Source organism: Chryseobacterium sp. FR048, assembly GCF_056844665.1.
Genome location: NZ_JBXDSE010000010.1, coordinates 12,270 through 31,566, shown reverse-complemented (window position 1 = coordinate 31,566; position 19,297 = coordinate 12,270). Strand labels below are relative to the sequence as shown.

Genomic DNA, 19,297 nt, shown 5'->3' with positions numbered 1-19,297 from the left:
GGGGTGGTTTACCAAGTGCCTACAACACCTTTTATGACTTTCATAGTACAACACACAATAACAAATTTTAAAAACAAGAAAAAATGGAATATAGAACATTAGGAAACACAGATTTAGAATTATCAACCATCACTCACGGAGCTTTTGCTATCGGTGGTAATATGTGGGGTGGTAATGAAAAACAGGATTCTATTAACTCTATTCATGCCTCATTGGATCATGGAGTAACTTCTATCGATACAGCCCCTTTCTATGGGTTCGGATTAAGTGAAGAAATGATTGGTGAAGCGATTAAAGGAAAAGACCGTTCAAAAATTCAGCTTTTAACTAAATTCGGTTTGGTATGGGACGGAAGCAACAACGGAAAAGGAGAATTTTTCTTTGATGCTGAAGATGAAGGAAAGGTAATACCTGTCTATAAATTCGCTTCTAAAGAAAACATCATCAAAGAGGTTGAAGAAAGTTTAAAAAGACTGGGTACTGATTATATCGATCTTTTACAACTTCACTGGCCGGACAATACAACAGCGATCAGTGAAACAATGGAAGCGATGGAGTTACTAATCCAACAAGGAAAGATCCGTACTGCCGGCGTAAGTAATTATAGTGTTTCCCAAATGGAAGAGGCCAACAGAACGTTGAAATTAGCAAGCAACCAGGTTTCTTACAGCATGCTGAACCGTGCTATTGAGAGTGATCTTGTTCCTTATTCTTTAGAGAACAATTCAGGGATCATTGTGTATAGCCCAATGGAAAGAGGTCTTTTAACCGGTAAATATTTCAAGGATAATAAATTAAAAGACAATGACCACAGAAACGGCTATTTCTCACAGTTTGATCTTAATAAAGTAAAAACCTTCCTGGAAAAAATTGAACCTATTGCTCAGGAAAAAGGAGCCAGCCTTTCTCAATTGGTATTAAGATGGACTACTTTACAACCCGCCATTACAGTAGTATTAGCAGGAGCCAGAAATGCAGAGCAAGCTATTGATAATGCAAAAGCAATGGACATCACCCTTTCTCAGGAAGAATTGAGCTTCATTAACACTGCTTTAAGCGAGATTTAATGTAAAAGCTGGGAGATGGAAGCTGGAGGATTGGAAGTACTATCAGGTTATCAGGCACTTTCAATCTTTTGATTCAAATGATTATAAGGCTGTAAGGTGGAAATATGAAGTTGAAAACACTAACGTGTGTATGATAAACTTACAGCCTGTTCAATCTGACACAATCTAATCCATACAATATCAGTTGTTGAAAGACTTCAAGAACTTCCAACTCCCATCTCCCCGCTTCCCTTCTTTTATCCAAGCAAAACCGGAAGCCTCATTTTCAAGAAACGAAACGCCAGTTGTTAAACGACATCAACAACTTCCCTCTTCCAGCTTCCAACTTCCTTCCTTTTTACCCAGGGAAAGCAAAACCGGAAGCATTATTTCAATAAACGGAACGCCAGTTGTTAAACGACATCAACACCTCCCCTCTTCCAGCTTCCAACTTCCTTTCTTTTTACCCAGGGAAAGCAAAACCGGAAGCATTATTTCAAAAAACGGAATGCCAGTTGTTAAACGACATCAACAACTTCCCTCTTCCAGCTTCCAACTTCCTTCCTTTTTAACTATACATCATAAAAAAATGAAAAAGAATCTGATCAAAATATTCGGGTTAGTCACCCTATTGACCATAAACAGCATTGCATTAAACGCACAAACCCTTGTTAATCCTGAAGATAAATCATGGTATCCGTCCGCTTACGGAGCACAGGATGAAATCGGAGCCGCTAATTTATTAACTCCTGAAGTGGTAAAACAGGCACTTGGATTGGTAAAACAAGGTAAAACATTGGCTCTTGCAGTTCCTATTGATAAAAACTTACCTGCTTTCAGACACAGAAGTTTCAATCTATACAACATCCAACCGGGAGAACAAGGTGGAAAAAGTATTGGTCCTAATAAGTTTACCTTCAACGATGAATTGGTGAACGGATGGACAGGGGTAGGAACTCAGCTTAACGGCATCGGACACATCGGTATTGATAATGTTTACTATAACGGAAATAAAGCAACTGATTTTGTAACTGTAGAAGGGGTAAAAAAATTAGGGGTCGAAAAAGTACCTCCTTTCGTTACCCGAGGGGTAGTTCTTGATATGGTGGCTCATTATGGAAAAGCTATTGTACCGGGCGGAACAGAATTTACCGTTGAAGATATTAAAGCTGTTTTAAAGAAACAGGGACTTACCTTAAGAAAAGGAGATGTGATCCTTTTCAATACAGGATGGCTTGAATTGATCGGTAAAGACAACAAACAATTCTTGGAAACTGAACCGGGAATCGGAATGGATGCCGCAAAATGGCTGGCTGATCAGGGAATTGTTGCTTTCGGTGGTGACACCTGGGCTTCTGAGGTTTATCCCAATCCAAAAAGTAAAGAAGAGTTTCCGATCAACCAATATATGCTGGCAAAAAAGGGAATCTACAATTTAGAATTAATTGATACCCGCCCATTAGTAAAACAAAAAGTATGGGAATTCCTATTCGTATTGGGACAGCCTCTATATGTAGGTTCTACTCAAGTGAATGTGAATCCGGTAGCTATTTATTAAATATAATTTTGAATAACAAAGCAGTGAAGTATTTCTCATACACGAACTTAATCACCAACCATTAAGATTTATTTTAGAATTAATACCTAGGGAAGCTTCCCTCTTTATCATTCATCATCATAAAAAAGAGCTCTTCATTATTGAAAAGCTCTTTTTTGTATGGTAAACCGCGGTTATTACACCGTCTTCATTAACTCCCAGCCTCCATCTTCCATCTTCCCTACCTCATCCCTATTTTGCAATAGGCAAATGTGTACTTATTGCAATTCTGTTCCATGCATTGATGGTGATAATCGCCATAATGATCTGAGCAATCTGAGCTTCATCAAAGAATGATTTGGCTTTCTGATATGTTTCATCCGTTAATCCTTTGTGGCTGATTAAAGTGATTTCCTCAGTCATCGCCAAAAGCACCTGCTCTTCTTCTGTAAAAAATTCTTTAGCTTCCGTCCAGCCATCCAGAATAAAGATTCTTTGAGGGGTTTCTCCATATTTAAGGGCATCTTTTGTATGCATATCAAGACAGAAAGCACATTTATTGATCTGTGAAGCCCTGATTTTAATTAATTCCTTTTGAATATGGGTTAAAGAAATATTTTGTAAATATCCTTCTAATCCCAACATTGCTTTATAAGCGGCAGCATCTGTAGTTGCCATGTTAAATCTTGCACTCATTATATTTATTTTTTGGTTAAATGATCGATACTAAAAGAATATTGTTGCTGAACAGCCAATAGAAGAGCCGCCGCACTTCCCACCCAAACCGAATAATTGAGGGGAGCTTTAGAACCCAATGCGATAGTCATTGAAACAGCAAAAATCAATAGTAAAATACTGCTTCCATAGGCTGCAATTCTCGTTTTAAAGCCTGTTATAAGCATCAATGGAAAAAGAATTTCGAAAAAGGTGGCTGCATAGACTGAAAAAGTACTCAAAGTTTCAGGAAGAAAAAAAGTCAGTGATCTTGTATATTCTTCAAAACTCTTCATATTTCCCCATGAAGAATTTTCGTCACTCCACCATCCGAACCGATCAGCCACAGCTGAAAGCATGGTTACAGAAAGAGCCAGTCTTAAAAATAGCTGTGGGAATTGATTTCGTTGATCTGTCATTACATTAGCTTTTAATTACATGACAAATTTCCGGTTTATAATCTGTAAAAAACTTAAACTGGTTTAAGAACGTAATTTTGCTTTAATTTCACTTAAATATTCCGGAGTAAAACCCAGAAATGAAGCAACAAGATATTGAGGCATCCTCTGAATAAACCAAGGATACAGCGTACTGAAATGAACATATAACTCTTCCCGTGAATATTCTGACAGGTATCGGATTTTTCTTTCAGAAGCCGCATAAGCCCTTTGATAAATAATTCTGAAATATTTTTCCATCACAGGATGTTTCTCAAGTAATAACTCCTGACTTTTAAAATCAATGACAAGAATGGTAGATTTTTCTACAGACTGAATATTAAAATCTGTCTGCAGCTGTCTTTCATAAGCAAAGGTATCGGTAATCCACCAGTTTTCTATGGCAAACTGAGTGGTATGCTCTACTCCTTTTTCATTAATAAAATATTTTCTCAGACAGCCTTCCACTACAAAATACATATTTCTGCAAATTTCGCCATCCAGCATCAGACTCTGTTTCTTCTTCACCTTCAATACCTCGAAGAATGAAAAAATTGAAATGTATTCTTCATCCGTTACGGTAATGAATTTATTTAAATGTGCCTTGAAATTGTCCATTTTTAGAATTGAATACCCAAACTTAACTTTATTTTTTTAGTTTTACAATGACAAAAAATATTAAATCATGGAAGTCATTGCCAAAATTCTGATCGCCGTTGTTGCTCTGGAACATCTATACATTCTTTGGATGGAAATGTTCGCCTGGGAAACCAAAGGAAAGGAAGTATTCAAAGCTGCCCTGCCGGCAGAAATGTTCAAGCCAACAAAAGGATTGGCTGCGAACCAGGGATTGTATAACGGGTTTCTGGCAGCTGGCCTGATCTGGTCTTTTCTGATTAAAGATCCGCAATGGCAGAATAATATCGCTTTATTCTTTCTGGGCTGTGTAGCTGTAGCAGGAATCTATGGAGCCATTTCTGCCACAAAGAAAATATTTTTCGTTCAGGCCCTTCCTGCCCTACTGGCAATTGCTGCCGTTTTACTGAAATAGTAGGTTGAAAATTCGACGTATTTTTATAAGATATGCCATTTTCGAAATATAAAGATTTTAGCTCCGTCTGCAAATGATAAGGACGCCTCATCAGCGCCCTTATCACTTTACTTCAAGCAAGGTAAACTACCAGTCTATTTACGATAGACCCAATTCTTAGCAGGAACAATCCAGTCTTTCAGAGCTTTGAATAAAAAGCCGTGATGCAAACCTGTATTAAGTTCCAATTCTTTAAAATCTTTAATATCCGATCTGATAAAACGCTGTTCCTGAGATAACAGCACATGCCCATCGTCTGATTTCTCCGTAATGGAAAGAATTCTTCCATACAATTTGAAATTGCTCTCTTTTTCCAAAGAATCATCTTTAAAACTGGCCCCAATGAAGACAAATTTCAATTGCGGATTCTTCTTATAATAGGATACATATTGTGCAATATATCCTCCCTGAGAAGTTCCCACCACCGCGATCCTTCCCGCCGGGATTCCTTTTTTCATCAGGCTGTCGATTTGCTGTACCACCTTTCGGGCATACACCGCCGGATCAGTATTCGGTTTTCGCTTTTCAGAAATGATGACGGTATTCTTTTCTTTTAATTGATTAAGAATCGCTCCATATTCTGCCACTCCATATTTGGGATGGGCTTCCTCAAATGTATGATCTTCTAAAAATTTATTATGCAGAAAGAAGATATAATGCTTTTGTTTAGAGTTCTGACCATACATAATGATCGAGAGAAATGACAATACTGTGATAAAAATAGTTCTGAAATTCATAAGATTAATAAAGAATCACAAATTTACTGTTTAAATACTTTGGTTGGCTTATGAATAAAAAAAATTCCGGCTCGGGAAGCGAAGCTTCCCCGAGCCGGAATTAAACAATTTCAATTTAGTCTTTTACTTCCTATGCTTCGCAGGTATTATCTTTTCTGCAACATCTTGAATGGAATTCTTTTTTGAATTTTCCTTTCAGTTCCTGATACTCCTCCTCATTCATTTCTCTGATCTTATCTGCCAACCCGAAAGGGGACTTTTCTTTGATTCCATATTCATCAAAAATACCTTTGATAAATCTTTTTCTTTGTATAGCTTTTTTAGCGATTAAGGCTACACCCACAACGGCTAATGCTCCAAGAGCACCTTTTAATGCTGAATTTTTCATTTTTTCAAAATTTTAAATTTTACTACTTCTTGTTTTTTATAGAGACGAATGAATTTTAATTTTACTTTACTACTTCTTTAAAATTTTTAAATTATTCGTTATTTCTGTTGAAGAATCCTCCGGAGCATTTATTTCTCCATACTTCTTTAAATTTTTCTCTTTCTTCGGGAGACCAGCCCGCCATTTTTTCTCTCATTTTTCTTTCTTTGAGGTCTTTCATTCCTTTACCGAAATGGAAGCCTCCAAAAAGAATTTTACTCAGGATCAGAATTCCCATCGCCTGCCAGAATGTAATGGACTTTACGCCTAATATTTCCGGAAGCAGGCAGTTCCAAAGCAGCATGACAATCCATGTAACAGCGGCTAAGATCAATGGTGGACATAACAATAAAAAAATCCAACCCTTTTTGTGTTTATAATTCATAATTTCTTTTTCTAACTTTTTAAATCTTCGTATAATCTTCTCAGTCTGTTTCTTAAATGCTTCACAGCATAGTTTTTTCTACTGATAATGGTCTTGATGTTTTCTCCCTGTTCATCGGCGATCTCCTGGAGGGTTTTGTCGTTCAGTTCGTTTTCTACGTAGACCAGCCTTTGTTTTTCGGGAAGTTCATCAAGTGCTTCAAACAATTTTTTCCAGATTTCATCCTGAAACATCTTTACCTCAGGACCAGCGCTTTCGTCCATCAGCAGGATGTCCTTGATAGAGAAACTACCATCTTCATCCTCATAGACAAAGTCTTCAAGATTTTCTGTTTTCTTTTTACGGTAACGGTCCGTAATTTTATTCGCCGTCACCCTGTACAGCCAGCCTCCCACATTCACTATCTCGGAAAGATTAGTAAGACTACTGAACTGATACCACACTTCCTGCAGAATATCTTCCGCATCTTCTGTGTTTTTCACTTTGGGACGAATATAGGACATCAGCTTCCCTCCGTAGTTGGAAACGGTCTGTGAGATGATGCTTTCTTTCTCCTTTTGTGGCATTGTTATTTTTTCGACAACCTCCATATTGCTATGACGGTTATCCTTTTGGTTTTACTTTAATAAATTTAATTTTTTTTTGATTTCTCCTTGGGCAGGGTTGAAAACCCTGCCCAAGGAGAAATCAAAAAATGGTCGGAAAGATTTCCGACCATCAATATCTGATTCATTTCTCTTTTTACATTAAGCCAAATAAATTCCGAAATACCATGTCCATGCAATCAGAATAATCTGCATTGGGATTCTCTGATAATAAAGATATTTCATGCCCGGCCCCGTATAATCCGCTTTAAAGATATTGATCTTCTTTCTGGAAGAATTGATATTGGCAATAAAGACCAATATATAAAAAACGATTAATAAAATAGCAGTAAGCTCACGAATCGAGGGAATCATCAGCCCAATTCCGGCAGCAATTTCTATCAATCCTGTACAATATACCCAAAACATTTTGGCAGGAATAAAATCCGGGATCATCATCGCCATTCCTTTTTGGAATTTAAAATGAGAAAATCCTGTAAATATGATGAAAACTGCCATTCCGAGATTTCCAGAAAATACAAGATCCGGCTTTCCCTGAAATACCATAGTACCCAGCAAGGCCAGTATAAAAGTCGCAAAAAGGATGGTAAGTAATTTCATATTTTACTGTAAATTTAGAATATTCTTAATCCCTTTATACAGAACTAAGATTTACACCTTCTGCCAGGCTTTTCACCACGATCAGCCCTTTGGTAAAACCTGTATTCATATGATCCTGCCATTCCTTCTCCACCTGAACCTCAGCATGAAGCTTGGTTTTTCCGCCAAAATCTATTAAAAAATACTTTTCAAAACATCCGCTCCATTCCATCACTTCCTTGCTGTGAATATCTTCATTGCCATCCTTATCAATCATTCCCAGATGTTTAAAGATGATTTGATTCGGTTCATCCAGACTGTCAATGGTAGAAACCATTCCTTCTCCCTGAGCATTCAGAAAATACGTTTTTCCGCCTACTTTCCAATCAGATTTCATGATAGATCCTGCTCCAAAATACTGCGTCCATTCGCTATATGTTTTCGGATCCCAGAGAATTTCCCAAACCTTCTGTAAGGGAGCATCGATTATTGTTTCATAAGATAAGGTTTCCATAAATAAAATTTTAGTGATTGATTTGAATCTTATATTATGTACAGCTTCGGGTGAGTTCTCATTCAGAGCTGATTTTCTGAAAGATGTTTAATGATCGTCATTGCTTTCGGAAATTTTTCTTCAAAAAAATCTTTAAACTCTTCAGGGGTCTGAATTTTTATTTTCAATAAGGTACCTTCTTCATTTTCCTCAAGAAAATAAGCCTCCGTCGCTTCGCCCCAATCCTTAGGGACTTCAATACCCTCATAGATTTCACCAAGATGCAGAAATTTTATTTCCTCATTAGGAATCACTTTTTCAACACGGCTGTACATCCCGTTATGCTTGGGATCAAAAAATTTAATGATATTCTTCTCTTCCAGAACACCTTCATAAAAAGAGCCTTCTGTAAAAGCTGTTGTCCATTGTCTGTAGGTAATACCTCCCCACAGGACACTCCATACCTTTTCCGGCTCTGCATTGATCTCAATTTCGTATGATAATTGTTGCATATTGTTGTTTATTTTTAAAGCATTTAGATTTCAGGTAATAGATAACAGGATAGAGAGTTTCAGCGTACCTTAGTAAAAGAGCTGTCTGAATACAACTTCTATACTTCTGATAAAGCCGCTTCCCCCAATCCTCTTCTATATTACATCAAACAATACGCCGAAAATAAATTATGAATGGTAAGCGTCTTCCAAATCCTGAATAATAATTTTCTGCATTTTCATCATCGCCTGTACGACTTTATAGGCTTTTTCCTGATCAGAATCATTCATCAGCTGGATCAGTCTTTTAGGAACAATCTGCCAGCTAAAGCCAAATTTATCTTTCAGCCAGCCGCACATACTTTCCTGCCCTCCGTCTGAAGTAAGTACATTCCAGTAATGATCGGTCTGCTGCTGATCGTCAGTCATGACAACCATTGAAATTCCTTCATTAAAATCAAATTGATGATCATAAGAATTGTCCATACAAAATAGACTGTAATTGTTGATCACAAAATGGGCATGCTGAACATTCTCCGCCGGTTCCTGAATATCATGACCTTCTCCTCCTGCTCCATAAGTCAGTATATTTCCTATGTGTGAATTTTGAAAAGTCTGGGTATAAAGTTCCATAGCTTCTTTAGCTTTCCCGTTATTCTGATGAATAAACATCAGGGTCGGCACTATTTTCTGGTCACTGGCATTTTCTCCCAAGAACAACTGCCATGTAACCCCATACTGATCCTGCACCCAGCCATATTTTTTACTCCAGGAATAAGATCCTAGCTCCATTAAAGCCATTCCTCCTTCAACTAATTGATTCCAATACTTCTGAACCTCATCTTCAGTGTCACACATCACCATAAAAGAAACTGACGGATTTTTTTTAAAATGCGGACCACCGTTCAGCAGCATCAGTCTTTGTCCAAAAAGATCAATATTCATTACTACAGGAGTATCTGCGGTAATTTCACCATCAAAAACTTTACAGTAGAATTCTGCAGACTGTTTGGCATCTCCATCATACCAAAGGCATGGAAAAATATCGTTATTCATAAGTTTAAATTTTAATATTGATTATCTATAGTTTTATTATTTTTCTTACTGAACGAACAGATCAATCTACTTATCTGTATGATCTGTATAAGCATTTTTGTTTTCCGGATTGTATGTTACGTATTGCTTGATTTGTAATAATAATGCTTTATAATAAAGAAAATATAAAGCAAAAAGAAACCTATGCCTTTACATTCAGAAGATGTTTATTTCGTTCTGACTGCAATGGCACTATAAATTTTTTCTCACTTTATATGTATTTATGCTTCCTTAAAAAACACCTGATGCTCCTTCATATAATCTTTCAGTTTCATCATTGCATTTTTTCCGAAACCATGAAGCTGTAGAATTTCTTTTTCAGAATATCCGGACAGCTTTTCCAAAGAATCTATTTTTTCCTTTTCCAGAGCTCTTCTTGCCGGGATCGCAAGCACTCCATGAAGAAACCCTTCTGCAGGATCATAATTCACTGCATAAATAAAATTTAAACTCTTTGACATGATAACTAAATTGATCATGGCTACAAAAAATATTTTTAATGATTCTCAACATACTTGTGGAAATTGTTGAGAATAGCATACCAGCCGTCTCTCTGCATTTCCACAGAATTTTGTTTCTCCGGATCAAAAATTTCGGTAACTTTTGTCGTATTTTCATCTACTTTATCAAAAATCACTTCTACTTTCCTTCCATCTTCCATATGATATTTTATATTTTCATGGGGAACCACTTCGTCATATACCCCTTCAAAATCAAAGGCAAAACTTTTATCCTTAGCTTCCATTTTGTTTTTGAATTTACCTCCTACCTTCAGGTCATTTTCAGAACTAGGACAATGCCAGCTTTCATGGGCAAAGTTCCATTTTGTAATGTGCTTCGGCTCGTTGAAGTAATTCCAGACCTTTTCTACTGGTGCTAAAATCGTAATGTCTATTTTAATTGGATCCATAGTTCTGTTTTTTAATGGTGGAACAAAAGAGCTGCCCAAAACGGGCACCTCTTTTAATAAATTGAGTTAAATATAAGATTATTTTGCGTATTCCTCATTATAATTTACCATCCAATGAACCCCATATTTATCCTGGAAACTTCCAAAGTAATCGCCCCAAAACTGGTCTTCAATCGGCATTTCTACGTTTCCACCCTCAGAAAGACCTTTGAAAAGCCTGTCTGCTTCTTCTCTGGAATCCGGGAAAATAGAAACATAATTATTGTTTCCTACATTCAGCTTCTGTCCAAAGCTGGGAACAATATCAGAAGCCATTAAAAGGTCACCACCAATCGGCAATGCGATATGCATCACTCTGTTTTTTTCTTCATCTGAAAGATTTTCTGTACCGGGAGCATTTCCCATTTTATGAACTTCTCCCACGAAGTCTCCTCCAAAAACAGATCTGTAAAAATTGAACGCTTCCTCAGCAGTTCCATCGAAATTTAAATACGGATTTAATTTAGCCATGATTTTTAATTTTAAATGTTATTATTTTGAATATTAATTGTTTAAAAATGTCTCTACTTCTTTAACAGTAAAGTTGATTAAATTTTCATTGATGCTGCCATCAAAGTCAGCCATCATATAAACCCCATGTGTACCGGGAAGGATCATCATCCGGGCATCTTTCACAAGCCTCCACATCGCTACTGTATGCTCCGGTTTCATAACGTCTCTATCACCACTGATAAATAGAGTCGGAGATTCTATGGATGTGAGCACCTTGTCATCCCAGTCTTCAAAAGTCTGCATCCTTTTACAGTCTTTATCGAAAAGGTTTTCCAGTTTTGAAAAATCGGGATTAAGGTTCAAAAAATTGATTTTAAGGGGTTCAGGCATCGATTCAAAAGTAGCTTCCATCATGCCTTCGAAAAAACCATCGATCATTCCTTCCCGTTTATAAAATGCTGAAGCAACAATGAGTTTTTCTACGATTCCCGGATAGTGGTGAGCAATCTGCATCACCGTATTTCCTCCATTACTGAATCCCCAGAAAGAAGCTTTCTCAATATGGATTTCTTTTAAAAGTGCAGCAACGTCGTGAGCATCCTGCTCGAAGGTTTCAGGAATATCACGGTGCTCACTTCGCCCATGATTCTGCAGATCAATCCCAATCAGCTGAAATTGGTTATGCAGCCTTGCAATGACTTCTTTAAAATCATACAAAATAGATGAACCTCCACCATGAATAAGTACCAATGGTTTTCCAGAGCCATAGATTTCATAGTACAGCTGGATTCCATTAACCTTTTTGTAGCCTTTTTCTACGGGATCCATAGATTAGTATTTAAGGTTTTCATCTACATCATATTTCATACCCGGATAATTCAGAATTCTGCGCATCAGGCCTATCTGACCGCTGAGATAATCTTCCCTGCCGATGCACATTCCTACAAAATTGAGTTTAGTCTCTTTGATGAAAGGAATATTCATCCCGATTTCAAAAATCTCTTCCAGCTCTTCATCTGAAACCTCCCATAATCTTTGGTAAACTTTGGCAGAGATGTCATGAAAGTTTTTCTTCAGATCAGCTAACGTTGGGTATTGAATACTTTCATCCAGTGCTTTCCCCTGGAAGAAAAGATCATTATTAGGATCCTGCTCCTGTAATCCAAGCACCCAGCCCAGTCCATAGCGCATGTTGACGAAGTTTCCCGCCATCCACACAATATGATTGGTTTTATTTTCTATTCTTTTTAATGCATCTTCTTCGGAAATACCTTCCAGAACATTCATAAAGCTTTGGCTGTGCATTCTGTATGCCGGAATGACAAGCTCCATTTTTTTTGATTTTGGCGTGTCCATTGTTTTGTTTTTTTGATATTGAAAATTAAAGAGAGTTGGAAAACGCAAAGGCGCAAAATGATCGATAAACCGTATATTTTAGGCGCAAAGATTTTATCTGCGATAAAATTGAATCCTGCACATTGAAATTGTCACTGCGAATACATTAATAAAACAATTCGTGTGTTTGCAGCAATAAAAGCTGTATCGTAAACCTTTGATTTCACTGTAATCTATGATTGAGAATATTTTACAGTTTTCCAGCCACCGGAAATTTTCTGTTGATTTATTTAATTCCTCCGGGTTTTCCCAGAAGTCTGCGTATATATCCAAGCTGCCCGCTATGATAATTTTCGTGAAAACAAAGTGTTGCAATATCTGCAATCTGCTCAGCACTGAAATGTTCAAGAGTATTCAGCTTTGTGTCTAATTTATCCTGAGACTGCTTTAAATAAGACTTGAATTCTTCAAAATTGACAAATTCCTCTTTTCTCTCCAAAGCAATTGCTCCTCTGTTATATCCTGAGAATAACTCTTTGTCCCATATCGGTTCTTCGCCCAGAATATTCAGCAAACCGTTTCGAATGTAGATCAAATGTCCCAGAACCCAATTCATGCAATTGGCTTCTCCATTGGGAAAAATCATCGATTCTTCATGAGTGATCCCTTCTGTGTTGATAGAAACTACTTTGTAGGTAATATCGATCTGGTTTTTCACTAATGCTATTTCGTTTGATAGTGTTTCCATATTGATGATATGATGTTGGTGGCTACATTGATTCTGCAGTAAATTGAGAAGCATCTGCAAACATCAATTCCCACTGATGCCCGTCTATATCAGCAAAAGCACTCTGATACATCCATCCGTGGTCCATAGGCTCACTATATTTGGAACCTCCGTTCTCAATGGCTGTTTTTACGATCCAGTCTACTTTTTCACGGCTGTCTACACTGATGGCAAGAAGTACCTGTGTGGTGTCTCCTTTCGCAGAAGGTCTGTTGGTAAAGGTTTGAAAAAAATCTTCTTTCAAAAACATGCCGTAGATCTGCTCTTCTTTCATTACTACAGAGACTGCTTTGTCATTTGAAAACTGTTCATTGATTGCAAAACCCAGCGTTGTCCAAAAGTCTCTGGTTTTCTGTACGTCTTTTACGGGTAAGTTGACATAAATCTGATTGATATTCATATTATAATTTTTTTGGTGTTAAACTTTGAATCAAAGTTATGAAGAGGAGTTAACAATCTACTTGTCATACGGCAAGATTAATATTCTCCATAGTGTTGATTATTGTGCCGGCATTTGGGAAAGATCTGCAAATGTGATATTCCAGCCATGTCCATCGGGATCCCAAAAAGAATTCTGATACATCCATCCGTAATCTTCAGGTTCTTCATGTTGATAAGCACCATTCTCCAGAGCAGTATTCACCACACGATCTACTTCTTCCCTGCTGCTGAGTCCTATAGAAACCAAAACCTGCGTAGTATTGGCAGGAGCAACAGGTCTGTCGATAAAAGTCCGAAAATATTCTTCCACAAGAAACATGATATAGATGCTGCCTTCATTGATCATAACGCAAGCAGCTTTATCATCCGAAAATTGCTCGTTAATAGAAAAACCCAGCTTTGTCCAGAATTCTCTTGTCTTCTGAACATCTTTCACCGGAAAGTTCACGTAAATTTGATTCGCTTTCATTCTCGTAATTTTTGGTGTTAAACTTTTAACCAAAATTACCAAGGCAGAATGAAAATCAACTTGTCATAAGGCAAGATTTAATTTTTTCTGGAATGGGAAACCAGTTCTTTACGGATACGGCTCAGCGAAGTGTCTGTAACTCCCAGATAAGAAGCAATCTGTTTAAGGGGAGCAAACTGTATGACTTTGGATTTCTGCTCCAGAAGGTTCAGGTATCTTTTCGTTGCAGAAAGCGTAAACATTTCTACGGATCTTTGTTTATAGGCGAAAAGCTCTTTCGACATCCATGCTCTTCCCCATTCTCTAAGGTTGGGAATTTTATGGAACAGCTCCTGAAAGGTATCATAATCAAGCTTCCAGCATTCACAGTCTGTAATGCAGACAATATTTTCCTGAGACGGCACCCTTTGGAACATGGATAAAACCTCAATAATCACCTCATTCTCTACAAAAAAGTGAGTCGTCACTTCGTTTCCGTTAAAATCATTAACGAATGAACGAGCCAGCCCGCTGTCCAGAATATAGTATTCATTGGCTGTTTTCCCTTCTTCCAGGATAAAATCACCTTTTTGGAATGATCTTTTCTCATGGGCTTTAAATATTTCATCAAGCTCTTCCTGCATAAAAAATGGAAAATCATAGCATACTTCCAGGGATTTATTGGTCATCAGGTCTATTTTTTTAAGTTATTAAAATTAATTTTTTTAATTGAATTAACGGTAATAATTATTAAACAAAATGCCAAAAATATCACATACCACACTGTAATTAAAGTATTTTAGCTAGAATAAAAATTAAACGGGATAGTATGCAGGACCACCCCGTCAAAAATTCTTTGAATTTTTGGCACCCCTCCATTGGAAGGGAATGGTTATACGGGAATTTGTCGTTGTTATAAGGAATGTTAAGATTTGAAATGGATTCATGGAGGATGAATTTACACCTCGGAACATCATTAAAATAAAGACAGCTGAATCGCTTTTGGAGGAGTTGGTTTCTGAGCATCTCCCATCACCGTTTTCCCTCCGAAACGCCAGGAGTTCTCTCTTTCTTCTCTGATAACTTCCTGAATATCAAAATCCGGAGTGAAATCTTTTTCTGTTGCTGCAACAATCTGATGAAGTTTATTTAAAGAGTTCAGTTTATCTGTATTTCCCAATTTGGATTTTTCAATTCCTTTTCTGAGAATACTGATGCTTTCATCATATGTATGGGTAGGAACGGGAAAAGGATGTCCGTCTTTCCCTCCGTGAGCAAAAGAAAACCTTGCCGGATCAGCAAATCTTGAAGGCGCTCCGTGGATGATCTCACTTACCAAAGCCAAAGACTGCAATGTTCTTGGCCCTACTCCTTCAAGCATCAGCAGATCTTCAAAATTCTGAGGCTGCTGTTCCCGGGTCACATACAAAAGTGCGCCCAGACGCTTCAGATCTACATCAGATGCCCGAACATCATGATGCCCGGGAAGGACCAGTCTTGAAAAGTCTTTCATTACTTCTGCAGAGTCTGTGTGGGAAATATCCAAAATACCTTTTCTGTTCCCTGCTGCTTCTGCATCGGTAAGGTTCATAATATTACCTCTCGAAACCCCATTGATTCCGGTATGGGGTTCTTCAATGAATGATTTTATATTTTCAGAATGCCAATGGTAGCGTCTCGCTGTACCGTCAGATTCATGCATTCCCTGCTGAATAACGCTCCAGTTTCCGTTGTCTGAAAGAATAAAATTGTGCAGGTACAGCTGGTAGCCATCCTGAATCGCTGTATTATCTACTTTAGCAGAAAGTTTACTGGCTTTTACCAGCTCTGTTCCATTCAATCCCGTTTTATCGGCAATCCGGATCAATTCTGCCGGAGTTTCTCTCGAAAATTTACCTTTTCCGCCACAAATATAGAGACCCAATGATTGCGAATTAGGATTAATAGAGCGCTTCAAAGCTCCCATAACTGAAGTGGTAATCCCTGAAGAATGCCAGTCCATTCCCATCACCGCACCAAAGCTTTGAAACCAGAACGGATCTGCAAGGCGGCGAAGCACCTCATCTTTACCATAATCCATCAGGATCACTTCTATGATAGACAGCCCAAGAACGGACATACGCTCATACAGCCACGGCGGTACTTTGCCGTAGTGTAATGGTAAATCTGCTGTTCCTGAACGTTTCATTATATTATTTTTAAAATGTAAAGGTACGCTTTATTCATCTTAATCTTTAATGATCAGAATCATTTGATCAGTATCCTGAAGTACTTGAAACTTCTGATTTCTTGTGTAGGCTTGATTACTCATACGAATACAGTTCCAGGTCTTTGTGTTTTACTTCATCGTATGGCTCTTCGAATGTAATTTTATTCCCGAAAGGATCAATAACGGTAAAGGAGACTGCTCCATAGAATGTTTTTTCAAGCCCTGGGCGGTTGTATTTATATTTTTTGTCGATAAGTTCTTTATGGTATTGCGGAACGCCTTCTCCCCAGATTGCAACTCTGGTTCCGGGTGTCCCGTCTCCATGATGCTCACTTAGATGGAAAATGATGTTTTCTCTTTTCACTTCCATATACACGGGAGTATTTTCATCAAAATAATGTTCCCAGACGATCTCAAATCCCAGCCAGTCTACATAGAATTCTTTGGTTTTCTGATAGTCGAAGATTCTGAGAATAGGAATAATACGGTTTGCTTTCATAATAAGTCAGTTTTACAAATGGGTAAGTATATTGATCAGCTTTCCAAACGGGTCTTCAACAAAGAACCTTCGGACTCCCCAGTCTTCATGGGTCAGCTCGTACTTTATTGCAAAACCTGCGTTCTTCATTTTATCATAGATTTCTTCTACATTATCCACTTCAATGGAAAGATCAGGAACTTCGGTTTCATTTCCGCCCTGCTCAGCAAAACTGATCTGAACTTTTGCTTCTTCATCATTTCCCAGGGTTTTAATCCAGCCGTGATCCATCAAAACCTCCAGCTCCAGGATCTCCTGATAAAAAAGATCTGCCTTCGACAGATTATTCGTTCTGATATTGGCTACAATTCTTTTTACCATGTTGAGTCTATTTAAAAAGCCTTGTGAAATTACGTAAAATTCCCCAAGGCTTTATAAGTGACTGATAAGTATTTTAAATTTTATAATGAAGAAGCTGCTTCTAAAATAAGCTGTGTAACTTCTTCAGGGTGTGATGCTAATGAAGCATGTCCTGCATCTAAAGAAATTATCTTTTTCGGCTGAAGGCGTTCTGCCATTTCTTTTTCTGTTTCTGCAGGAATCATACGGTCCTGCAATGAGATCTGATACCAACTTGGACGTATTTTCCAGGCAGGTTCACCCGCTACATCACCAAAACACTGACCGTGGATAGGTTTTTGTGATAATGCCATTACCAATGCTTTTTCATCATCAAGATCCTGGCAGAATGCAGACTGAAATTCATCATATCTGATCCATAAAAACCCTTTGCTGTCAGGATAGATACTTGCCCCACCCGGAGATTCTCTTCTTCCTAAAAGAGATCCCAGACTGTCTCCTGCATCCGGTGCAAAGGCTGCAATATATACCAGTCCGGCTACCTTATCATGGTTTCCAGCTCCGGAAATCACGGCCCCACCATAGGAATGCCCTACTAAAAGAACTTTCCCATCCTGAGCATCAATGAGATCTTTTGTTTTATCAATATCGTTCTGCAAGGAAGTCAGTGGATTCTGAACACTTCTTACTTTATACCCCGCTTGTACGAGAGACGGAATGATGTATTGCCAGTGAGAACCATCTCCCCAGGCTCCGTGCACCAAAATAATAGTTAAATCTTTTTGTTCCATAATGATTAAAATTTGATAATAGTAAAGCTACTATCTAAAATCTGATCGGGCGTTAACTTAAGTTAATTTACGATTCGCCCTCTTATACGACTGAGAGATTGTTCAGTAATTCCTAGGTAACTGGCAATATGTTTCTGGGCAATTTTCTGGAAAAGGAGTGGTTCTTTTCTCAGGAGGTTGAGGTATCTGTTTTCGGGTGAAAGGCATATTAAATCATCAATCCTTTTTTTGGCATCCAGATAAATTTTTTCACTCATCACCCGTCCGAATTTTTGCCAATAGGCTTCTTTTTGATATAATGCCTGCAAATGATCTTTGCTCAGCAACAATATCTCACAGTTTTCCAGGGCCTGAATATTCATATTGGAAACGGTATCGCAAAGTATACTTTCATAATCCGTAAAAAATTCATTTTCAAAATAGAATCCGAAGTTGATCTCACGCCCCTGATCATTGATATAGAAACATCTGATCGTTCCTTTTTTTATAAAGCCTAAATACTTGCATTTATCGCCCTGTTTCAGAAAAAAGTCTGATTTTAAAAGCTTTGTATCCTGAAGTAAAGCGTAGAATTCATCAAAGTGATCTGAGTCTACCTGAAAAAGTTCCCCATATTTTTCATAATGATTAGACGTCATTTGGTGTTATTTTTAAAGTTTTATATTCAAAAAAAGCCCTGCAAAAAAATTTCACAAGGCTTTTTACAAAGATTATTTCTACTATTGGTTTAGTGCTGCCAATGCTGCATCATAGTTTGGCTCGTCAGCAATTTCAGAAACCTGTTCTGTATATACCACTTTGTTGTTTTCGTCTGTTACGATTACCGCACGGCTCAACAATCCTTTCAATGGTGAATCTGCAATAGTCACTTCATAATCGTCACCAAAGCTGCTTCTGAAGTCTGAAAGAGTCTCTACATTATTCAATCCTTCAGCGGCACAGAATCTTCCTAATGCAAACGGAAGATCTTTTGAAACGTTGATGATTACTGTATTGTCTAATTTTGAAGCTTCTTCATTAAATTTTCTTGAAGAGGCTGCGCAAGTAGGGGTATCAATACTTGGGAAAATATTGAATACTTTCTTTTTACCTTCAAAGGTCTCAAGAGTCTTTACATTCAGACCTGAATCTACCAGTGCAAAATCTTTTACAGTTGCTCCTACAGATGGTAAAGTTCCTATTGTGTGTACTTCGTTTCCTTTTAAAGTGATTGTCGTTGACATAATATTTATTTTTTTAGTTTTTCAAATTTAATCAAAAAAGAAAATTTTTCCCGTCTTATTATGGTTAAATTAATCTTAAAGTAAAAATAAAAACCACCCATCTGATAATCAGACTTAAAATATAATTCCTTATAAGTCTGTAACCTTAAAAAAAATAATGATGCAACCGGAAGTGATGCAATTACAC

29 protein-coding genes are annotated in these 19,297 nt (G+C 37.5%); 3 read left to right on the top strand and 26 right to left on the bottom strand.

Annotation, left to right across the window (positions count from 1 at the left end):
- Positions 1–83 precede the first annotated feature (83 nt).
- Together AC106K_RS23410 and AC106K_RS23405 are read left to right on the top strand one after the other, a co-directional pair.
- A complete protein-coding gene (locus tag AC106K_RS23410; RefSeq protein ID WP_482447922.1) occupies positions 84–1,067 on the top strand; it encodes an aldo/keto reductase in 984 nt (327 codons plus the stop codon).
- Positions 1,068–1,635: 568 nt separating this feature from the next.
- Positions 1,636–2,604: a cyclase family protein gene (locus AC106K_RS23405; RefSeq protein ID WP_482447921.1), complete on the top strand. Its 969-nt coding sequence runs from the start codon at positions 1,636–1,638 to the stop codon at positions 2,602–2,604.
- A 231-nt stretch (positions 2,605–2,835) separates the two neighbouring features.
- Here the strand turns inward: AC106K_RS23405 and AC106K_RS23400 are convergent, their stop codons facing one another.
- The 3 genes from AC106K_RS23400 to AC106K_RS23390 all read right to left on the bottom strand — a co-directional run bounded on the left by AC106K_RS23400 (position 2,836) and on the right by AC106K_RS23390 (position 4,352).
- The gene (locus tag AC106K_RS23400) at positions 2,836–3,279 is read right to left on the bottom strand and encodes a carboxymuconolactone decarboxylase family protein (RefSeq protein ID WP_482447920.1); all 444 of its coding nucleotides are present in this window, start codon (positions 3,277–3,279) and stop codon (positions 2,836–2,838) included.
- 5 nt (positions 3,280–3,284) lie between these two features.
- On the bottom strand, positions 3,285–3,716 hold the full coding sequence (locus AC106K_RS23395) for a DoxX family protein (RefSeq protein WP_482447918.1): 432 nt from the start codon (positions 3,714–3,716) through the stop codon (positions 3,285–3,287).
- A 63-nt stretch (positions 3,717–3,779) separates the two neighbouring features.
- Positions 3,780–4,352 carry a Crp/Fnr family transcriptional regulator gene (locus AC106K_RS23390; protein ID WP_047095196.1) on the bottom strand — a complete coding sequence of 191 codons (573 nt, stop codon included), beginning with the start codon at positions 4,350–4,352 and terminating at the stop codon, positions 3,780–3,782.
- Positions 4,353–4,419: 67 nt separating this feature from the next.
- Here AC106K_RS23390 and AC106K_RS23385 point away from each other — a divergent pair, with 67 nt between their 5' ends.
- Positions 4,420–4,785, top strand: a complete 366-nt coding sequence (locus AC106K_RS23385; protein ID WP_047095195.1) for a DUF1304 domain-containing protein — start codon at positions 4,420–4,422, stop codon at positions 4,783–4,785.
- 134 nt (positions 4,786–4,919) lie between these two features.
- On the opposite strand, the gene AC106K_RS23380 is transcribed toward AC106K_RS23385, so the two are convergent.
- The 23 genes from AC106K_RS23380 to tpx all read right to left on the bottom strand — a co-directional run bounded on the left by AC106K_RS23380 (position 4,920) and on the right by tpx (position 19,110).
- Positions 4,920–5,561 (bottom strand): alpha/beta hydrolase, encoded by a 642-nt coding sequence (locus AC106K_RS23380; protein ID WP_482447916.1) that lies wholly within the window; start codon positions 5,559–5,561, stop codon positions 4,920–4,922.
- A 130-nt stretch (positions 5,562–5,691) separates the two neighbouring features.
- Positions 5,692–5,949 (bottom strand): hypothetical protein, encoded by a 258-nt coding sequence (locus AC106K_RS23375; protein ID WP_482447915.1) that lies wholly within the window; start codon positions 5,947–5,949, stop codon positions 5,692–5,694.
- A 91-nt stretch (positions 5,950–6,040) separates the two neighbouring features.
- Positions 6,041–6,373 (bottom strand): hypothetical protein, encoded by a 333-nt coding sequence (locus tag AC106K_RS23370; RefSeq protein ID WP_047095192.1) that lies wholly within the window; start codon positions 6,371–6,373, stop codon positions 6,041–6,043.
- An 11-nt stretch (positions 6,374–6,384) separates the two neighbouring features.
- Entirely contained in the window at positions 6,385–6,963 is a 579-nt protein-coding gene (locus tag AC106K_RS23365) for an RNA polymerase sigma factor (RefSeq protein ID WP_065393150.1), read from the bottom strand.
- Positions 6,964–7,119: 156 nt separating this feature from the next.
- Complete coding sequence (locus AC106K_RS23360) at positions 7,120–7,578, bottom strand: DoxX family protein (RefSeq protein WP_482447913.1); 459 nt, start codon at positions 7,576–7,578, stop codon at positions 7,120–7,122.
- A gap of 34 nt (positions 7,579–7,612) precedes the next feature.
- Positions 7,613–8,071, bottom strand: coding sequence for an SRPBCC family protein (locus tag AC106K_RS23355; protein ID WP_482447911.1), 459 nt, complete (start codon positions 8,069–8,071; stop codon positions 7,613–7,615).
- Between the two features lie 62 nt (positions 8,072–8,133).
- Complete coding sequence (locus AC106K_RS23350; protein ID WP_047095188.1) at positions 8,134–8,562, bottom strand: SRPBCC family protein; 429 nt, start codon at positions 8,560–8,562, stop codon at positions 8,134–8,136.
- A 168-nt stretch (positions 8,563–8,730) separates the two neighbouring features.
- Complete coding sequence (locus AC106K_RS23345; RefSeq protein ID WP_482447910.1) at positions 8,731–9,597, bottom strand: VOC family protein; 867 nt, start codon at positions 9,595–9,597, stop codon at positions 8,731–8,733.
- Positions 9,598–9,857: 260 nt separating this feature from the next.
- The gene (locus AC106K_RS23340) at positions 9,858–10,097 is read right to left on the bottom strand and encodes a helix-hairpin-helix domain-containing protein (protein ID WP_047095185.1); all 240 of its coding nucleotides are present in this window, start codon (positions 10,095–10,097) and stop codon (positions 9,858–9,860) included.
- Between the two features lie 35 nt (positions 10,098–10,132).
- Complete coding sequence (locus tag AC106K_RS23335) at positions 10,133–10,546, bottom strand: SRPBCC family protein (RefSeq protein WP_185289914.1); 414 nt, start codon at positions 10,544–10,546, stop codon at positions 10,133–10,135.
- Between the two features lie 78 nt (positions 10,547–10,624).
- Complete coding sequence (locus tag AC106K_RS23330) at positions 10,625–11,056, bottom strand: VOC family protein (protein WP_482447909.1); 432 nt, start codon at positions 11,054–11,056, stop codon at positions 10,625–10,627.
- Between the two features lie 33 nt (positions 11,057–11,089).
- Positions 11,090–11,866, bottom strand: a complete 777-nt coding sequence (locus AC106K_RS23325) for an alpha/beta fold hydrolase (RefSeq protein WP_482447908.1) — start codon at positions 11,864–11,866, stop codon at positions 11,090–11,092.
- A gap of 3 nt (positions 11,867–11,869) precedes the next feature.
- On the bottom strand, positions 11,870–12,394 hold the full coding sequence (locus AC106K_RS23320; protein WP_482447907.1) for a DinB family protein: 525 nt from the start codon (positions 12,392–12,394) through the stop codon (positions 11,870–11,872).
- 265 nt (positions 12,395–12,659) lie between these two features.
- A complete protein-coding gene (locus AC106K_RS23315) occupies positions 12,660–13,121 on the bottom strand; it encodes a hypothetical protein (RefSeq protein ID WP_482447906.1) in 462 nt (153 codons plus the stop codon).
- Between the two features lie 22 nt (positions 13,122–13,143).
- Positions 13,144–13,560, bottom strand: coding sequence for a VOC family protein (locus AC106K_RS23310; RefSeq protein WP_482447904.1), 417 nt, complete (start codon positions 13,558–13,560; stop codon positions 13,144–13,146).
- A gap of 99 nt (positions 13,561–13,659) precedes the next feature.
- Positions 13,660–14,070 carry a VOC family protein gene (locus tag AC106K_RS23305; protein ID WP_482447903.1) on the bottom strand — a complete coding sequence of 137 codons (411 nt, stop codon included), beginning with the start codon at positions 14,068–14,070 and terminating at the stop codon, positions 13,660–13,662.
- 77 nt (positions 14,071–14,147) lie between these two features.
- Positions 14,148–14,738, bottom strand: a complete 591-nt coding sequence (locus AC106K_RS23300) for a Crp/Fnr family transcriptional regulator (RefSeq protein WP_482447902.1) — start codon at positions 14,736–14,738, stop codon at positions 14,148–14,150.
- 287 nt (positions 14,739–15,025) lie between these two features.
- A complete protein-coding gene (locus AC106K_RS23295) occupies positions 15,026–16,237 on the bottom strand; it encodes a DUF763 domain-containing protein (RefSeq protein WP_482447901.1) in 1,212 nt (403 codons plus the stop codon).
- Between the two features lie 115 nt (positions 16,238–16,352).
- Positions 16,353–16,757: a glyoxalase superfamily protein gene (locus AC106K_RS23290; RefSeq protein WP_482447899.1), complete on the bottom strand. Its 405-nt coding sequence runs from the start codon at positions 16,755–16,757 to the stop codon at positions 16,353–16,355.
- 12 nt (positions 16,758–16,769) lie between these two features.
- Complete coding sequence (locus tag AC106K_RS23285) at positions 16,770–17,117, bottom strand: VOC family protein (RefSeq protein WP_482447898.1); 348 nt, start codon at positions 17,115–17,117, stop codon at positions 16,770–16,772.
- A gap of 80 nt (positions 17,118–17,197) precedes the next feature.
- Positions 17,198–17,887: an alpha/beta hydrolase gene (locus tag AC106K_RS23280; RefSeq protein WP_482447896.1), complete on the bottom strand. Its 690-nt coding sequence runs from the start codon at positions 17,885–17,887 to the stop codon at positions 17,198–17,200.
- Between the two features lie 62 nt (positions 17,888–17,949).
- Positions 17,950–18,525 carry a Crp/Fnr family transcriptional regulator gene (locus AC106K_RS23275; RefSeq protein WP_482447895.1) on the bottom strand — a complete coding sequence of 192 codons (576 nt, stop codon included), beginning with the start codon at positions 18,523–18,525 and terminating at the stop codon, positions 17,950–17,952.
- A gap of 81 nt (positions 18,526–18,606) precedes the next feature.
- A complete protein-coding gene (gene tpx, locus AC106K_RS23270) occupies positions 18,607–19,110 on the bottom strand; it encodes a thiol peroxidase (RefSeq protein ID WP_047095171.1) in 504 nt (167 codons plus the stop codon).
- Between the last annotated feature and the right edge of the window lie 187 nt (positions 19,111–19,297).

Bases quoted from the DNA above. Each gene is read 5' to 3' on its own strand.
- AC106K_RS23410 (WP_482447922.1), top strand. From the start codon at position 84: ATGGAATATAGAACATTAGGAAACACAGATTTAGAATTATCAACCATC.
- AC106K_RS23405 (WP_482447921.1), top strand. From the start codon at position 1,636: ATGAAAAAGAATCTGATCAAAATATTCGGGTTAGTCACCCTATTGACC.
- AC106K_RS23400 (WP_482447920.1), bottom strand. From the start codon at position 3,279: ATGAGTGCAAGATTTAACATGGCAACTACAGATGCTGCCGCTTATAAA.
- AC106K_RS23395 (WP_482447918.1), bottom strand. From the start codon at position 3,716: ATGACAGATCAACGAAATCAATTCCCACAGCTATTTTTAAGACTGGCT.
- AC106K_RS23390 (WP_047095196.1), bottom strand. From the start codon at position 4,352: ATGGACAATTTCAAGGCACATTTAAATAAATTCATTACCGTAACGGAT.
- AC106K_RS23385 (WP_047095195.1), top strand. From the start codon at position 4,420: ATGGAAGTCATTGCCAAAATTCTGATCGCCGTTGTTGCTCTGGAACAT.
- AC106K_RS23380 (WP_482447916.1), bottom strand. From the start codon at position 5,561: ATGAATTTCAGAACTATTTTTATCACAGTATTGTCATTTCTCTCGATC.
- AC106K_RS23375 (WP_482447915.1), bottom strand. From the start codon at position 5,949: ATGAAAAATTCAGCATTAAAAGGTGCTCTTGGAGCATTAGCCGTTGTG.
- AC106K_RS23370 (WP_047095192.1), bottom strand. From the start codon at position 6,373: ATGAATTATAAACACAAAAAGGGTTGGATTTTTTTATTGTTATGTCCA.
- AC106K_RS23365 (WP_065393150.1), bottom strand. From the start codon at position 6,963: ATGGAGGTTGTCGAAAAAATAACAATGCCACAAAAGGAGAAAGAAAGC.
- AC106K_RS23360 (WP_482447913.1), bottom strand. From the start codon at position 7,578: ATGAAATTACTTACCATCCTTTTTGCGACTTTTATACTGGCCTTGCTG.
- AC106K_RS23355 (WP_482447911.1), bottom strand. From the start codon at position 8,071: ATGGAAACCTTATCTTATGAAACAATAATCGATGCTCCCTTACAGAAG.
- AC106K_RS23350 (WP_047095188.1), bottom strand. From the start codon at position 8,562: ATGCAACAATTATCATACGAAATTGAGATCAATGCAGAGCCGGAAAAG.
- AC106K_RS23345 (WP_482447910.1), bottom strand. From the start codon at position 9,597: ATGAATAACGATATTTTTCCATGCCTTTGGTATGATGGAGATGCCAAA.
- AC106K_RS23340 (WP_047095185.1), bottom strand. From the start codon at position 10,097: ATGTCAAAGAGTTTAAATTTTATTTATGCAGTGAATTATGATCCTGCA.
- AC106K_RS23335 (WP_185289914.1), bottom strand. From the start codon at position 10,546: ATGGATCCAATTAAAATAGACATTACGATTTTAGCACCAGTAGAAAAG.
- AC106K_RS23330 (WP_482447909.1), bottom strand. From the start codon at position 11,056: ATGGCTAAATTAAATCCGTATTTAAATTTCGATGGAACTGCTGAGGAA.
- AC106K_RS23325 (WP_482447908.1), bottom strand. From the start codon at position 11,866: ATGGATCCCGTAGAAAAAGGCTACAAAAAGGTTAATGGAATCCAGCTG.
- AC106K_RS23320 (WP_482447907.1), bottom strand. From the start codon at position 12,394: ATGGACACGCCAAAATCAAAAAAAATGGAGCTTGTCATTCCGGCATAC.
- AC106K_RS23315 (WP_482447906.1), bottom strand. From the start codon at position 13,121: ATGGAAACACTATCAAACGAAATAGCATTAGTGAAAAACCAGATCGAT.
- AC106K_RS23310 (WP_482447904.1), bottom strand. From the start codon at position 13,560: ATGAATATCAATCAGATTTATGTCAACTTACCCGTAAAAGACGTACAG.
- AC106K_RS23305 (WP_482447903.1), bottom strand. From the start codon at position 14,070: ATGAAAGCGAATCAAATTTACGTGAACTTTCCGGTGAAAGATGTTCAG.
- AC106K_RS23300 (WP_482447902.1), bottom strand. From the start codon at position 14,738: ATGACCAATAAATCCCTGGAAGTATGCTATGATTTTCCATTTTTTATG.
- AC106K_RS23295 (WP_482447901.1), bottom strand. From the start codon at position 16,237: ATGAAACGTTCAGGAACAGCAGATTTACCATTACACTACGGCAAAGTA.
- AC106K_RS23290 (WP_482447899.1), bottom strand. From the start codon at position 16,757: ATGAAAGCAAACCGTATTATTCCTATTCTCAGAATCTTCGACTATCAG.
- AC106K_RS23285 (WP_482447898.1), bottom strand. From the start codon at position 17,117: ATGGTAAAAAGAATTGTAGCCAATATCAGAACGAATAATCTGTCGAAG.
- AC106K_RS23280 (WP_482447896.1), bottom strand. From the start codon at position 17,887: ATGGAACAAAAAGATTTAACTATTATTTTGGTGCACGGAGCCTGGGGA.
- AC106K_RS23275 (WP_482447895.1), bottom strand. From the start codon at position 18,525: ATGACGTCTAATCATTATGAAAAATATGGGGAACTTTTTCAGGTAGAC.
- tpx (WP_047095171.1), bottom strand. From the start codon at position 19,110: ATGTCAACGACAATCACTTTAAAAGGAAACGAAGTACACACAATAGGA.